Source organism: Metallumcola ferriviriculae, assembly GCF_035573695.1.
GTDB lineage: Bacteria > Bacillota > JADQBR01 > JADQBR01 > JADQBR01 > Metallumcola > Metallumcola ferriviriculae.
Genome location: NZ_CP121694.1, coordinates 308031 through 322883, shown reverse-complemented (window position 1 = coordinate 322883; position 14853 = coordinate 308031). Strand labels below are relative to the sequence as shown.

16 protein-coding genes are annotated in these 14853 nt (G+C 37.6%); 6 read left to right on the top strand and 10 right to left on the bottom strand.

All coding sequences use genetic code 11. The annotated features are described in order from the left end of the window. Window positions 1-101 precede the first annotated feature (101 nt). The 10 genes from MFMK1_RS01700 to rpmH all read right to left on the bottom strand — a co-directional run bounded on the left by MFMK1_RS01700 (window position 102) and on the right by rpmH (window position 8068). Entirely contained in the window at window positions 102-959 is an 858-nt protein-coding gene (locus MFMK1_RS01700; protein WP_366923446.1) for a ParB/RepB/Spo0J family partition protein, read from the bottom strand. Next, window positions 949-1713 carry a ParA family protein gene (locus MFMK1_RS01695; protein ID WP_366923445.1) on the bottom strand — a complete coding sequence of 255 codons (765 nt, stop codon included), beginning with the start codon at window positions 1711-1713 and terminating at the stop codon, window positions 949-951. Before MFMK1_RS01695 ends, MFMK1_RS01700 begins: the two co-directional genes overlap by 11 nt. A 120-nt stretch (window positions 1714-1833) precedes the next feature. Then, window positions 1834-2559 (bottom strand): 16S rRNA (guanine(527)-N(7))-methyltransferase RsmG, encoded by a 726-nt coding sequence (gene rsmG / locus MFMK1_RS01690; RefSeq protein WP_366923444.1) that lies wholly within the window; start codon window positions 2557-2559, stop codon window positions 1834-1836. After that, entirely contained in the window at window positions 2559-4442 is a 1884-nt protein-coding gene (gene mnmG / locus MFMK1_RS01685; RefSeq protein WP_366923443.1) for a tRNA uridine-5-carboxymethylaminomethyl(34) synthesis enzyme MnmG, read from the bottom strand. Before mnmG ends, rsmG begins: the two co-directional genes overlap by 1 nt. Before the next feature lie 9 nt (window positions 4443-4451). Then, window positions 4452-5834 carry a tRNA uridine-5-carboxymethylaminomethyl(34) synthesis GTPase MnmE gene (gene mnmE / locus MFMK1_RS01680; RefSeq protein WP_366923442.1) on the bottom strand — a complete coding sequence of 461 codons (1383 nt, stop codon included), beginning with the start codon at window positions 5832-5834 and terminating at the stop codon, window positions 4452-4454. A 95-nt stretch (window positions 5835-5929) separates the two neighbouring features. After that, window positions 5930-6550, bottom strand: coding sequence for an RNA-binding cell elongation regulator Jag/EloR (gene jag, locus MFMK1_RS01675; RefSeq protein WP_366923441.1), 621 nt, complete (start codon window positions 6548-6550; stop codon window positions 5930-5932). Then, window positions 6547-7224 (bottom strand): YidC/Oxa1 family membrane protein insertase, encoded by a 678-nt coding sequence (locus tag MFMK1_RS01670; protein WP_366923440.1) that lies wholly within the window; start codon window positions 7222-7224, stop codon window positions 6547-6549. Before MFMK1_RS01670 ends, jag begins: the two co-directional genes overlap by 4 nt. 36 nt (window positions 7225-7260) lie before the next feature. After that, window positions 7261-7488 carry a membrane protein insertion efficiency factor YidD gene (gene yidD, locus MFMK1_RS01665; RefSeq protein WP_366923439.1) on the bottom strand — a complete coding sequence of 76 codons (228 nt, stop codon included), beginning with the start codon at window positions 7486-7488 and terminating at the stop codon, window positions 7261-7263. Further along, a complete protein-coding gene (rnpA, locus tag MFMK1_RS01660; RefSeq protein ID WP_366923438.1) occupies window positions 7485-7835 on the bottom strand; it encodes a ribonuclease P protein component in 351 nt (116 codons plus the stop codon). Before rnpA ends, yidD begins: the two co-directional genes overlap by 4 nt. A 98-nt stretch (window positions 7836-7933) precedes the next feature. Further along, the gene (gene rpmH / locus MFMK1_RS01655; protein WP_366923437.1) at window positions 7934-8068 is read right to left on the bottom strand and encodes a 50S ribosomal protein L34; all 135 of its coding nucleotides are present in this window, start codon (window positions 8066-8068) and stop codon (window positions 7934-7936) included. A 396-nt stretch (window positions 8069-8464) separates the two neighbouring features. Here rpmH and dnaA point away from each other — a divergent pair, with 396 nt between their 5' ends. The 6 genes from dnaA (at window position 8465) to gyrB (ending at window position 14845) form a co-directional block, all read left to right on the top strand. After that, the gene (gene dnaA, locus MFMK1_RS01650; protein ID WP_366923436.1) at window positions 8465-9829 is read left to right on the top strand and encodes a chromosomal replication initiator protein DnaA; all 1365 of its coding nucleotides are present in this window, start codon (window positions 8465-8467) and stop codon (window positions 9827-9829) included. A gap of 150 nt (window positions 9830-9979) precedes the next feature. Then, entirely contained in the window at window positions 9980-11089 is a 1110-nt protein-coding gene (dnaN, locus tag MFMK1_RS01645; protein WP_366923435.1) for a DNA polymerase III subunit beta, read from the top strand. Between the two features lie 21 nt (window positions 11090-11110). Further along, window positions 11111-11326: an RNA-binding S4 domain-containing protein gene (locus MFMK1_RS01640; RefSeq protein ID WP_366923434.1), complete on the top strand. Its 216-nt coding sequence runs from the start codon at window positions 11111-11113 to the stop codon at window positions 11324-11326. Window positions 11327-11337: 11 nt separating this feature from the next. Continuing rightward, window positions 11338-12438 carry a DNA replication/repair protein RecF gene (gene recF / locus MFMK1_RS01635; protein WP_366923433.1) on the top strand — a complete coding sequence of 367 codons (1101 nt, stop codon included), beginning with the start codon at window positions 11338-11340 and terminating at the stop codon, window positions 12436-12438. A gap of 12 nt (window positions 12439-12450) precedes the next feature. After that, entirely contained in the window at window positions 12451-12705 is a 255-nt protein-coding gene (remB, locus tag MFMK1_RS01630; RefSeq protein ID WP_366923432.1) for an extracellular matrix regulator RemB, read from the top strand. 229 nt (window positions 12706-12934) lie between these two features. Further along, a complete protein-coding gene (gene gyrB / locus MFMK1_RS01625) occupies window positions 12935-14845 on the top strand; it encodes a DNA topoisomerase (ATP-hydrolyzing) subunit B (protein WP_366923431.1) in 1911 nt (636 codons plus the stop codon). Window positions 14846-14853 lie beyond the last annotated feature (8 nt).

Genomic DNA, 14853 nt, shown 5'->3' with positions numbered 1-14853 from the left:
CACCAACTTGAAATATACGGGATTTAAAGTTAGTATATCTGAAGCTTATCTGCTACATGTTTCATGTGAAACATTATTCTCCGATGTTTCACATGAAACAATTAGTCGCTCACCCCTATAAGCATCAGAATGCGATTTAGGTCTTGATTATCGTAGTAATCGATCAGTATTCTTCCTTTATTGTCACCATGTTTAATGACTACCTTTGTGCTGAGTTGCTCCTCTAACTTTTCCTGGAGAGAAATTATTTCTGGTAAAACTTTTTGATCGGCTGTCTTTCTAGCAGTGCGGCCTTCCGCAGTGTTTTTTACTAATCGTTCTGTCTCCCGTACTGAAAGACCTTTATCCGCCACCTGTCTCGCCAATGCCACTTGTTTTTCCGCATCTGAAATAGATAATAATGCCCGGGCATGTCCCATGGAAATAACCCCTAAGGTTAAGAGATCTTGTACATCACACTCCAGGTTTAATAGGCGTAATGCATTAGTAATAGCTGACCTGCTTTTACCAATCCGTCCAGCTAATTTTTCCTGAGTTAAGCCGAACTCTTCCAATAGAGTTTTATAGGCCCATGCCTCTTCGATAGCGTTGAGGTCCTCTCGCTGGATGTTTTCAATTAATGCCAACTCCGTAACCTGCCTGTCACCCAAATCTTTGATAACCGCCGGAATTTTTTCCTGCTCTAACAGATTACATGCTCGCCAGCGCCTTTCTCCAGCAATTAATTGGTATTTATCAGCACCTATTTTTCTTACAACTATTGGTTGAATGACACCGTTCTCCTTGATAGATTGAGCTAATTCCTTTAATTTATCCTCAGAAAATATTCGCCGCGGCTGATATGTATTTGGTTTAATGTCTTTAATCGGAATTTCTCTAATTGTTCCTTCCACCGCCATAGTGTCACCATTAGGGATTAGGGCTTGCAGTCCCTTGCCCAACCCTCTCTTATTGGCCATTTTCCATCACTTCCTTTGCCAGTTCGAAATAAACTTCCGCACCCCGGGACTTCGGGTCATACGTAATAACCGGTTTTCCATGGCTAGGTGCCTCACTTAAGCGTACATTTCGCGGTACAATGGAAGAAAAAACCTTCCCCTTAAAATGATTCTTCACTTCATCCACCACCTGTATTGACAAGTTTGTCCTCGCATCAAACATAGTCAACACCACCCCTTCTAACTCTAATTGGGGATTTAGGTGCTTTTGAACTAACTGAACAGTATTGAGTAATTGTCCCAATCCTTCTAATGCGTAATACTCGCACTGAATAGGGATTATCAGTGTATCCGCCGCTGTAAGAGCGTTTAATGTTAATAGACCAAGAGATGGGGGACAATCAATAAGAATAAAATCATAATCTTGTCTTATTTCTTTTATCGCTTTTTTTAACTTCATCTCCCTGGATATGGCCGATACCAATTCTATCTCTGCCCCTGCCAACTGAATAGTAGCAGGTATGATAGTTAAACCCTTTATTTCAGTGTCTTTAGCTACGCTGGCCGGCGGCATATTGTTGATCAATACATCGTAGATGCAATGTTCCAATTCCACTCTACTGATACCCAAACCACTGCTGGCGTTCCCTTGGGGGTCAATATCCACGAGAAGAACTTTTTTACCCAATTCTGCCATGCAGGCACCAAGATTTACTGCTGTAGTGGTCTTGGCCACTCCACCTTTTTGATTTGCAATTGCTATTACCTTTGCCACTATTGTTGCACCACCTAACCACACCTAAATCTTACTATTTTATTCCACAATTCATTCCAGTTCCCTGCAGAGAGAAGTGAATTTGCATTAAAAAAACCGGACTCTCATCCGGTTGGCTGACTATAATGGCCTTTTGGAAGGTATTCCGGGGCGCCGAGGGTATCCCCTTGGCGTAGACTTTACTTTTTTAATGATTACCAAGCATCTCTGATGCAGTATTTGGGGCAACACAACTTTCTCTATCCGGACCTCACCCCCACCTAGGGTTTCAATTGCGCTGCCGGCTAAAGTCACTTCCTCTTGTGCCCCGGGGCCTTTCATAAATATACAGTTACCACCGACTGCTGCTAGAGGTAAGCAGTATTCAGCTAATACATTAATGGGGGCTACAGCTCTGGCAGTAACTACATCAAACTGTTCCCGCAAATTGTCATCCTGACCTAGCTCTTCCGCTCTTCCCCAAATGACAGACGTGCCGCTCAAATCAAGTTGGTCAATAACCGTTTTTAAAAAACCTACCCTTTTCTTTAATGAGTCAACTAAGGTAACATTCCATTGCTCGCAGAAAATTTTTAGGGGGATTCCCGGAAAACCTGCTCCCGATCCTATATCTATCAGTTTAATTGTTCTATCTATTCTAATTCCACTATCCAATGCCACCGTCAGAGAATCATACAAGTGCTTAATCGCACTATCCTGTGGGTCTTCAATGGCTGTAAGGTTCATTTTTTTATTCCACTGTTTCAACAAATCCAAAAACATTTCGATTTGTCTTTCCTGGTCCATACCTAGACAAATATTTCGATTGTCTAAGCATTGTTTAAAAATGTTTATAGCTTTATTCATTATTTAAAGCCCCTCTTTTGTTGTTCCAAGTAAATAAGAAGGACATTTATGTCCGCTGGGTTTACCCCGGAAATACGTGAAGCATGTCCAATTGATACTGGTCGTACCTCATTAAGCTTTTGCTGTGCCTCTCTAGATAGACCTTTTATGTCATCGTAATTTACGTCGGTGGGTAGTCGTCGTTGTTCCAGCTTGATAAATCGTTTTACCTGCTCCTCCTGTTTCCTGATATAACCCTCATATTTTATTTGAATCTCTACCTGTTCGGCGGCATCATCATGTAAAGGATCGGGTGTGGGTGCAAAAGTTTTTACTAAATCATAATCCAATTCAGGCCGTCGTATCAACTCTGCCATACTGTGACTTTTTTTTAAGGGACTGCTATTGAGGGAGAAAAGATACGCTTCTAATTCTTTGTCTCCAGGGGTTACATGGTGCAGCCCTAAACGTTTAATCTCTTCCTCTACCTGCTGTCTTTTAAATTCAAATTTTTTCCATCTATGATCATCAACTAGTCCTAGCTTACGCCCCTTGGGAGTAAGCCGTAAATCAGCATTATCCTGTCTTAAGAGCAAGCGATATTCCGCCCTGGATGTAAGCATTCTGTATGGTTCTTGAGTTCCTTTAGTAATCAAATCGTCAATTAGCACACCAATATAGGCATCTGACCGTTTAAGCAGGAACGGCGCCTCACCTTTGACCAATAACGCAGCGTTAATCCCCGCCATAATACCCTGGGCTGCAGCTTCCTCATAACCAGATGTCCCATTTATCTGACCCGCGGTGAAAAGTCCTTGAATGGTCTTGGTTTCCAAACTAATTTCTAATTGTTTGGGCTCTACATAATCATATTCAATGGCATAGCCAGGTCGCATCATCTTAACATTCTCAAACCCTTTGATAGATTGAAGCATTTCAATTTGCACGTCTTCCGGTAAACTGGTGGACATGCCTTGTACATACATCTCATAAGTAAACATTCCTTCAGGTTCAACGAAAATTTGGTGACTGTCCTTATCAGCAAAACGAACTACCTTATCTTCAATTGAGGGACAATAGCGAGGCCCTACACCTTCTATAATGCCGCTGTACAAAGGCGAACGGTGTAAATTATTATGTATCACTTGATGGGTCTTTACATTGGTATAAGTCAACCAGCATGGAACATGCGGCCTCACCGGCTGCTCCGTCAGAAAAGAAAATGCCAATGGACCATCGTCACCAGGTTGTTCATTCATAACAGAAAAGTCCAAACTACGCCGATCAACTCGTGCTGGTGTACCGGTCTTAAACCGCCCCATTTTTATACCTAATTCCTTCAAGCTATAATAAAGGTCGTTAGCAGGAAATTGGCCGTTAGGTCCACCAGGGAACTGAACATCACCAACAATAACTTTTCCTCTAAGGTAAGTACCGGTAGTAACTACCACGGTGGGCGCAAAAAACTGCGCTCCCGTATGAGTTTGAACCCCGGATACTTGATTCCCCTGATTGAGAATTTTATGAACGATCGCTTGTTTAACATCCAGATTATCTTGGGTTTCCAAAGTCAATGTCATTTCCTGTTGGTAAAGTTGTTTATCGGCCTGAGCTCTCAACGCATGAACTGCAGGTCCTTTACCAGTATTGAGCATCCTTATTTGAATAAAAGTTTTATCGGTGTTAAGCCCAATCTGTCCCCCCAACGCATCAACTTCTCTTACCAAATGACCTTTAGCCGGCCCGCCGACTGCAGGATTACACGGCATAAGGGCGACATTATCCAAACTAATAGTTAAAAGTAGCGTACGACATTTTAATCTTGCCGCAGCTAAAGCAGCTTCGCACCCAGCATGACCGGCACCAATAACGATTACATCATATGATCCTGCACTATAGGTCATTACAACACCTCATTTACCAATACAGAATTCCTTGAAGATAGTATTTAAAACATCTTCAGCAATAGTTTCTCCCGTGATTTCCCCGAGACTGTCCCATGCCCCTCTTATATCAATAGTTAAAAGGTCAACCATATTGCCGTTTTCCAGCCCGTTAATAGCTTCATTTAAATAGTTTACCGCTTTATTCAAAGCAGATAAATGACGGCTCCTAGTAACAATATTTCTATCCTTGGCAACAATATTGTTGCCAAATACCTTATCTCTAATTAATATAGGTAACTTGTCAAGTCCCCATTTTTCCTTCGCCGAAATCTTTAATGATTGGAACTCTGGCAAGGTCTCATTAATAAATCTTTCGGTCATTTCAATATTCTTTAAGTCATGTTTGTTCAATAATACTATAGTATTATCTTTATTAAGTTCGCGGGCAATCAACTTATCATCTTCTGTAAGCATCGTGGCAGCATCAACAACAAACAAAACCAAGTCTGCTTCGGCTAATAATTTTTTGGCACGGTCAACTCCAATTTTTTCTACAACATCTCCGGTCTCCCTAATGCCAGCAGTATCCACGATCCTTAAAGGCAGTCCATCCAGATTAATTACCTCTTCAATCGCATCCCGAGTGGTACCAGGAAATTCGGTAACAATAGCACGATTTTCCTTGACCAATGCGTTGAGCAGGCTGGATTTACCTACATTGGGCTTCCCAATAATTACAGTGGTTAGGCCTTCTCTTAATATTTTTCCCCGCTGTCCCTCTGCTATCATCGAATGAATAGTTTCTTTTATATTTAATAAAATACGGCGTGTTTCACTACAATCAATTTCACCGACATCTTCAGGAAAATCGATACTAGCTTCCATTTGAGCTAACACGCTAACTAAGCGCTTTTGAAGATATCCAATTCTCTCCGATATATTTCCATGAAGTTGATTTACTGCAACACCCAACGCCAAATCTGTCTTTGCTTCAATAACATCAATTACCGCTTCAGCCTGAGCCAAGTCAATTCGCCCATTTAAAAATGCTCTTTTGGTAAATTCACCTGCTTCAGCCATCCTAGCCCCAAGTTCTAAAGTTAAGCGTAGAATCTTTTCCATTACAATAGGCCCGCCATGACAGTTAATTTCTACTACATCCTCACCCGTAAAACTTTTCGGGGCCCTCATTACCGAAAGTAACACTTCATCAAATACTTCCCCGTCCCCCGGATCAATGACATATCCTAATCTTAAATTAAAAGACGGTATTTCATGGACTTTAACTTCATTCCATGAATTAAACATTTTGTCGGCAATAGCCAAAGAATTAGAGCCACTCAATCTAATAATTCCTATTCCACCAGTACCTATAGGGGTAGCAATGGCTGTAATCGTATCTTCAATCACACAATCACTCCCATTACAGATAGTATCTCCTTTAAGTTTCTCCTAAATTAATAAATTGTATAAAGCCCAGTAATGTGGCCATTACTGGGCTTAGGTTACTTCTTGAGGTTTATAACTACTTTTCTATACGGTTCTTCTCCCTCGCTGAAGGTGTGCACCGTATTATCCTGTTGTAGTGCGGTATGAATGATGCGCCTTTCGTGAGGGTTCATCGGCTCCAGTATCACTTTCTTACCAGTATTCTTTACCTTATCTGATAACTTAAGGGCCAAATTTTGCAGAGTTTGTTCTCTTCTTTTCCGATACCCTTCAACATCCAAAATAAACCGTACTCTTTCTTCTATTTTTCGGTTCACTACGAGGTTCGTTAAATATTGAAGGGCATCCAAGGTTTCACCCCTTCTACCGATAAGAATACCTAAGTCTTTACCGGCAAACGAAAAATATACATAGTCCTCTGTTATTGTTTCCTCAATGACCACAGTAACATTAATGTTTTTAAAAACCTTCTCCAAAAACTCCCGGGCCATTTTTGCTGGGGTATCACTTATAGTCACTTTAACCCGGGCCATTTTTACACCTAATAACCCAAATAATCCTTTTTGTGCTTCTTCCAATACTTCAATTTGAACTCTGTCCTTGTCCACCTGTAATTCGTGCAAGGCCTGACTAACAGCATCATCCACTGTTTTTGCAGAAACTTCAATACTTCTCATTTACCTTTTGCCTCCTCCCGCACGCCAGTAGACTGCTTATTAATATAAATCTGTTGAACAGTACCCAAAATGCTGAATACCACCCAATAAAGAGCTAATCCTCCCGGAAAATTTCTACTTACCCAAGCCAAAAAAATCGGCATTACATATAACATTGTTTTCTGGGTTTGGTCCGTTCCAGTAGTAGTAACTTTTTGCTGTAAAAAAGTAGTAATACCAACTAAAACAGGTAGAATAAATGGGTCGGCGTTCCCGAGATTTTTTACCCAAAAAAATGACGCATGAGTAAGGTTTACATACACAGGGTGTTGCACTGGATCAAAAAATACTCGCAAAGACCTAAATAAAGCAAAAAGAATAGGCATTTGAATTAATAACGGCCAACATCCCGACAAAGGATTAGCACCATGTTCACGGTATAATTCCATCATAGCCTGTTGAGACTTTTGAGAGTCGTTCTTGTGTTTTTTTTGGACCTCTTTAATTTTAGGCTGCAATTCCTGCATTTTGCGCATTGCATCCATTTGCTTATGTGTTAATGGGTATAAAATTACTTTAATTACTATGGTGAAGAGAATAATCGCTAATCCATAGTTAGGTATTCCGAGCTTTAAGGTGAGTATGTAAAAAAACTGAATCGATTGGGATATAAAATCCACTAAACTAGCCCACAAATTTGTCCCCTCTAAAACCACAAGATTTTAGTGGGTTCACCTCCCTTTTTCATTTTTAATTACAGGGTCATAACCACCGTCATTCCAGGGATGACACCTGATTATTCTCTTACCACTTAAGATTAAGCCCTTCACAAAACCATAGTGCTCCAAGGCCTCTACAGAATATTGAGAACATGTAGGATAAAAGCGACAATGTCTACCTATAATTGCGGAAATATATTTTTGATACATTTTTATAATGTATATAAAGACTCTTGTCATTTAAAAGCACCACTTTTTTTTCCTGCCTTTTCCAATAACTGCAATAGTTTTACTTCTATCAAGTGTTGATTAATTCCTTTTATTTTCTGCCGAGCAATGAAAATAATATCATAGCCACTAGGAAACTGGTCTAAATTTTCTCGGCACATTTCTCTAAGAACACGCTTAATACGATTTCTCAGAACCGCTTTGCCCACTTTTTTAGATACCGAAAATCCAATTCTAGTTGGGCTTAAGTTATTAGCAAAAACATAAATAACCAAAATATCGTTAGCATAAGACTTTCCGTATCTATAAACTCTGTTAAAATCTTTTTTTCTTTTTAAACGATTCTCACCAGCTAGCATTTATTTCACCTTAAATCTAGCGAACTTTTTATTGTACCCAAAAATAATAATAATAAACATTTCCTCATTAAATGGTAAAAGGCCACCTGAACGCGGCCTTAAGCTGAAAGTCTTTTTCTCCCTTTACGACGACGACTACTAACTACCTTGCGCCCGGCTTTACTATTCATCCGGCTTCTAAAACCGTGAACCCTTTTATGTTTCCTTCTTTTTGGCTTGTACGTTCGTTTCATTGTTACTTACCCCCTTTATTTACCTTTAGACATAAAGCAATTATATACGAATCCATAGCGGCAGTCAAGAAAATAGAAGCAATACAATAATGTTATCCACAAAAACCCACATAGAACACGATATTCCGTGTTGATATTGTGGATAAATTTTGCTATGATTAATATGCAAATTTTAGTAAATCCTTTAGAAAATCCTTTAGAAAGGGAATTATCCTCCATTCTTACCTTATTCACCATCAATCTATCTTAAAGTTGTGGATAACCTCATTATTAATCATTGTTTCCAAATTTACCCTGCTTTAATTCATTGATTCTATTAAAACATAAGTATTTTTTCTTATCCACAGAAGTTTTCCTTTCGTGTGGATGTTTTATGTTAACTCGAGGAGGTTTATTATGACGCAATCCGACCAAATAATAGACTTATGGCAGCAAGCTTTAGATATTTTAGAAACCGAATTAAGCAAACCGAGCTTTGAAACCTGGCTTAAAAATACCAGCTTGGCTTCCTTCTCTGGTAACACTGCAATTATTTCCGTTCCTAATGAATTTGCAAAAGATTGGTTAGAAAACCGCTACTACCATCTTATTAAAAGTACCGTCGAATTAATTTTAAAGGAAACCATTACTTTACGTTTTGTACTACCTGGAGAAACTTTATCCACTACGCCTGAAAAACAAAAAACGCAAAGCCTCCACTATAAGGACACCGAAGATGCTGAAAACAATGCTCATTCCTTTCATCTTAATCAAAAATATACTTTTGATACTTTTGTCATTGGCAATAATAATCGCTTTGCCCATGCAGCATCCCTAGCCGTTGCGGAAGCTCCCGCAAAAGCGTATAACCCTTTATTTATTTATGGGGGAGTGGGGTTAGGAAAAACTCATCTGATGCATGCAATCGGTCATTATGTTTTATCCCAACTACCCACTCATAACGTAGTTTATGTAACTTCCGAAAAATTCACTAACGAATTAATTAACGCCATTCGATTTGATAAGACCGTGGAATTTAGAAACAAATACCGAAATATTGATGTACTGTTAGTAGATGATATTCAATTCTTAGAAGGTAAAGAACGTACTCAGGAAGAATTCTTTCATACCTTTAATTCTCTCTATGAAGCTAATAAACAAATTATAATTTCTAGTGACCGCCCTCCAAAAGAAATTCCAACTCTTGAAGACCGTTTAAGGTCAAGGTTCGAATGGGGTTTAATTACTGATATGCAGGCGCCAGACTACGAAACCCGGATTGCTATCTTACGTAAAAAAGCTACCTTGGAAGGATTAAATCTTCCTAATGATGTTATGGCTTTTATTGCCAATAAGATTCAATCAAACATTCGGGAATTAGAGGGGGCTTTGGTTAGGGTAGTGGCTTATGCATCGCTAATAAATCGAGAAATATCTTTGGAGTTAGCCGAAGAAGCACTTAAAGCTATAGTACAAATGAATAACCCAAAACCAATTACCATAAAAGCAATTCAAAAAGCTGTATCCCAGCACTTTGGCTTAAAGATGGAAGATTTTAAATCAAAAAGACGTACCAGAAATATTGCTTATCCGCGCCAAATTGCCATGTACCTCTCAAGAGAATTAACTAATTCTTCCTTACCTAAAGTTGGTGAAGAATTTGGAGGTAGAGATCATACTACAGTTATTCATGCATATGATAAAATTTCTACAGCTTTAAAAAATGACTCTTCGTTAGCAGACCTTATTAATGAAATAAGCGGTACCTTAAAAACAATGTAGCTCAACTTGTTGATAACATAAAATATTATCAACAAATAAGTAACAGGGTATTCTGCTTAACAAGAGTGACAAAAATAGTCTTTTCCACATTATCAACAAGCCCTACTACTATTACTAAAATATAATAATAATACGGCGGGAGGCATAACTATGAAATTTCAGTGTGACAAATCAAATCTTGTACAAGGCGTACAAATTGTTCAAAGAGCCGTTTCAACAAAAAATACTATGCCCATTTTAGGTGGCATTCTCTTAGAAACAACCGATAATGATGAGATAGTTCTCAAGGCCACTGATTTGGAAATGGGTATAAAATGTTCAATAAAAGCTGATATCATTGAACCAGGCAGCATAGTACTACCTTCAAAATACTTTTCTGAATTAGTAAGAAAATTACCGGACTTACCTATTACCTTTGAGACTAATCAAAATGCAGCAAATATAATTTATGGGGATTCTCAAGTAGTTATAAATGGTTTCGATCCAGAAGAGTTCCCCATATTACCATCTTTATCTGATACTGATGCTGTTAACGTACCAGGAGATCTTTTAAAACATATGATTCGCCAAGTATCCGTTGCCGTATCAAAAGATGAATCCCGCCCCGTATTCACAGGTATACTCACAGAAATAAATGAAAACCAATTACGATTAGTATCGACTGATACTCACCGTTTATCATGTAGAACCGGTGTCTTAGAAAAAGGGCTGTCATCTAGATTGGAAATTATCCCCGGTAAGACACTTACTGAAGTTAGCCGCCTTATTAATGATGAAGAGTCCATAACTATTTCCTTTGATAAAAACCAGGTATTATTTAAAATAGATAATATTTCCTTAATTTCCCGATTAATTGAAGGGCAATTTCCTGATTATAAGCAGGTTATTCCAAAAGAATATTCTACAAAAGTTAGACTAGAAACTAAAACATTTCTTCAAGTGGTAGAAAGAGCATCATTATTAGCAGGTGATGAAGGTGGCAATAAGGCAAATGTAATTAAAATCTCTTTTTCAGAAAACAGTTTAATAATTAATATGAATAGTCCCGATGTGGGTAAACTACATGAGAAAGTACCTGCTTATATTGAAGGTGAAGAAATTAAAATTGCTTTTAATTCAAAATATTTGATAGATGTACTCAAAGTTGTAGATGACGAGGAAGTTTATTTAGAGCTAAGCGGGACATTGAGTCCCGGAATTATTAAACCAGTTACTAAGGATAACTATCTATATCTAATTCTACCAATAAGAACAGTATAGACTAAGATTCGGAGGGGCATTATGCGCGAGGTTTATATAAAGAGTGAATTAATTAGACTCGACCAACTCCTTAAATGGGCAGACATCACTTCTAGCGGTGGAGAAGCAAAAACGATTATCCAGCAAGGGTTGGTAAAAGTTAACGGTGAAAATTCTACCCAACGCACTAGAAAAATATTTCCAGGCGATGTCGTGACGGTTGAAAATGATTCAATTTTGATTTGCTTCCATGGCTAGGAGTGTACCATTTGTTAGTTAAAGACTTATTATTAAAAAACTTTCGTAATTATAATTTAATAAAGCTGGAATGGCATAACAAAATCAATATTATAGTTGGGAATAATGCCCAGGGCAAGAGTAATATTTTGGAAGCTATTAATATTCTTGGAACGGGAAAGTCCCATAGAACAAACAAAGATATTGACCTTATTCGCTGGGATCAAAGCGATGCCCTTATTAAAGCAATGATTCACAATAATAATATTGATTATGAAGCAGAAGTAATCTTAAAAGAAGGTAAAAAAGAATTTTTTATTAATAACAATAAACTACAAAAAAATAACATGGTTAGCACTTATTTTAATACGGTTTTATTTTGCCCGGAAGACTTAATGCTAGTCAAGGGAGGTCCCAGAGAACGGCGCCAATTTCTTGATAATGAAATTTCTCAAGTAAGTCCTCAATATAATAGCATCTTGGCGGATTTTAAGCGTGTTCTTCTTCAAAGGAATAATAACCTTAAAAGGGGTTTGAAAGGTGAACAATTTGATGTATGGACGAATCAACTAATTCACTTAGGAAGCCAGTTAATAAAAAAGAGACTAGACACTATAGAAAAGCTTAAACCACTATCTAGATTGGTATGCAGAAAAATCACTAATGGATTTGAAAACCTTGAACTAAAATATGTTTCTAGTGTTAAAAATATTGGGTTTGATGTTTCTCTTTCAGTGTTGAAAGAGATGTATATTCAGTCTTTAAAAGAAAAAAATAATGAAGAATATTACCAAGGAATTACATTAGTGGGACCGCATAGAGATGATATGATAATTACGATAAATGGGATTGATATTAGGTCCTTCGGTTCCCAAGGACAACAACGAACTGCTGCATTAGCCTTAAAACTTTCGGAATTAGAATATATAAAAAGTGAAATAGGTGAGTATCCTATACTTTTACTAGATGATGTATTTTCCGAATTAGACAATCATAGGAAAACATTTTTAATGGATAAGGTTATAGACAGAATACAAACATTTATTACTGGAACAGATTTGAGCGGGCTTACGAAGGAATTGACTGACCAAGGGATAATATATAAAGTAGATAATGGGTCAGTAAATTTTTAGGAGGGAAAAGTAGTGTATCTCCATATTGGCGGCGATGTTTTAATTAATAAAAAAGAAATTGTAGCTATTATTGATTACGATAATGTAGATAAATCTCTAATAACAGACGAATTTGTCGAATTAGCTTCTGTAGAAGGATTATTGGAAAAACTTGAAAATGAAATGGAGCCAAAATCATTTATTATTACAGAAAAGAAGGTTTATCTTTCTTCAATTTCCTCTCTTACTTTGCAAAAAAGGTCTACTGTAAAAAATCAACCCGTCTAACCGTGGCTAAACCACGGTTTTTTTCGTTAGAAATTTAATTAAATGGAAAAAATAGAACATTAATGGACTAATAGGAAAACCCAAAATAAGATTTTTTAGAGATGTCATCCATTAGACATTTTACTATCGTTTAGAATATTTCATAAGAAATCTAAGGAGGAAAATTGTGGGAACATATGTTTTTATGGTATAATATTTTATTGATGAATTAAGTATTGGAGGTTTTAAAATGGCTGAAAAATTAAATAATCAGGATTACAATGCCAACCAAATTCAAGTTTTGGAAGGGCTGGAGGCAGTTAGAAAACGTCCTGGAATGTATATTGGTAGTACCAGTTCCAGAGGTTTACATCATTTAGTATATGAATTAGTAGATAATAGCATTGACGAAGCAATGGCAGGGTATTGTGATAAAATCCAAGTTACCATACATCATGATAATACTATTACTGTGAAAGATAATGGCCGGGGTATTCCCGTAGATATTCACAAAAAAACTGGAAAACCCGCTGTAGAAGTGGCACTAACTATTTTACATGCCGGTGGCAAATTTGGTGGTAATGGGTATAAGGTGGCAGGCGGCTTACATGGTGTAGGTATGTCAGTTGTTAATGCGTTATCGACTTGGCTGGAAGTAAAGGTTAAGCGGGACGGAAGTATTCATCATCAACGCTTTGAAAGGGGAAAACCCGCTTCCAAACTTTCGATAGTTGGACAGTCTAAAGGAACTGGTACTGAAATATCTTTTAAACCAGATGACGAAATATTTGAGGAATTAGACTTTAAATTCGATACTTTGGTTAATAGACTCCGTGAGTTATCTTTCTTGAATAAAGGCGTAAGGATAACATTAACGGATGAAATCAGTGGCAAAGAAGAGATATTTTTACATAATGGCGGCATCATAGATTTCGTAAATCATTTAAACAAAAACAAAAATGTTGTCCATTCCAAACCACTTTATTTTGAAGCTGAAAGAGACGATGTACAATTAGAAGTATCCTTACAATATCATGATGGGTACACTGAAAATATTTTCTCCTTTGCAAATAATATTAACACTCATGAGGGTGGTACTCATGAAGTAGGTTTTAAAACATCACTTACAAGAGTTGTCAATGATTATGCACGTAGACATAATATACTTAAAGAAAATAATAGCAATCTTAGTGGTGAGGATATAAGAGAAGGTCTGACCGCGGTTATTAGTGTAAAAGTTAAAGATCCGCAATTTGAGGGCCAGACTAAAACAAAATTGGGTAATAGCGAAGTGCGCGGTATAATGGATTCGTTTTTGGGATCAAACATGTCGGCCTTTTTAGAAGAAAATCCTGCAATAGCCAAAAAAATAGTTGAAAAGAGTGTTCATGCAGCACGGGCTAGAGAAGCAGCCCGGAAGGCCAAAGAACTTACTCGAAGAAAAAATGCGTTGGAAATTACTGCACTTCCGGGAAAACTTGCGGACTGTTCGGTTAAAGATGCATCCATGTCAGAGTTGTATTTGGTCGAGGGGGATTCCGCAGGAGGTTCGGCAAAACAAGGGCGGGATAGAAGATTTCAAGCTATACTACCATTGAGAGGTAAAATTATTAATGTAGAAAAAGCACGTTTGGATAAAATATTGAACAATGCTGAGATAAGAACCATGATAACTGCATTGGGTACCGGCATAGATGAGGATTTTGACATCGAAAAAGCAAGGTATCATAAGTTAATTATTATGACAGATGCTGATGTGGACGGTGCCCATATTAGAACATTGTTATTAACATTCTTTTATCGATATATGAGGCCACTAGTGGAAGCAGGCTATGTATACATTGCCCAGCCACCTCTCTATAAATTGAAGAGAGGTAAAGAAGAACATTATTTTTATAGTGATAAAGAGTTAAATAAATTTTTCAAAGAAACTGGGCGGACTAATTTTAGTATTCAAAGGTACAAAGGCCTTGGTGAGATGAACCCGGAACAACTATGGGAAACAACCATGAATCCGGAATCCAGGACAATATTGCAAGTATCCTTAGAGGACGTAGTTAAAGCTGACGCAATTTTTACTATTCTGATGGGGGATAAGGTAGAACCTAGAAAAGAATTCATCCAGGTCAATGCTCAACAGGTACGTAACTTGGATATTTAATAGTAATT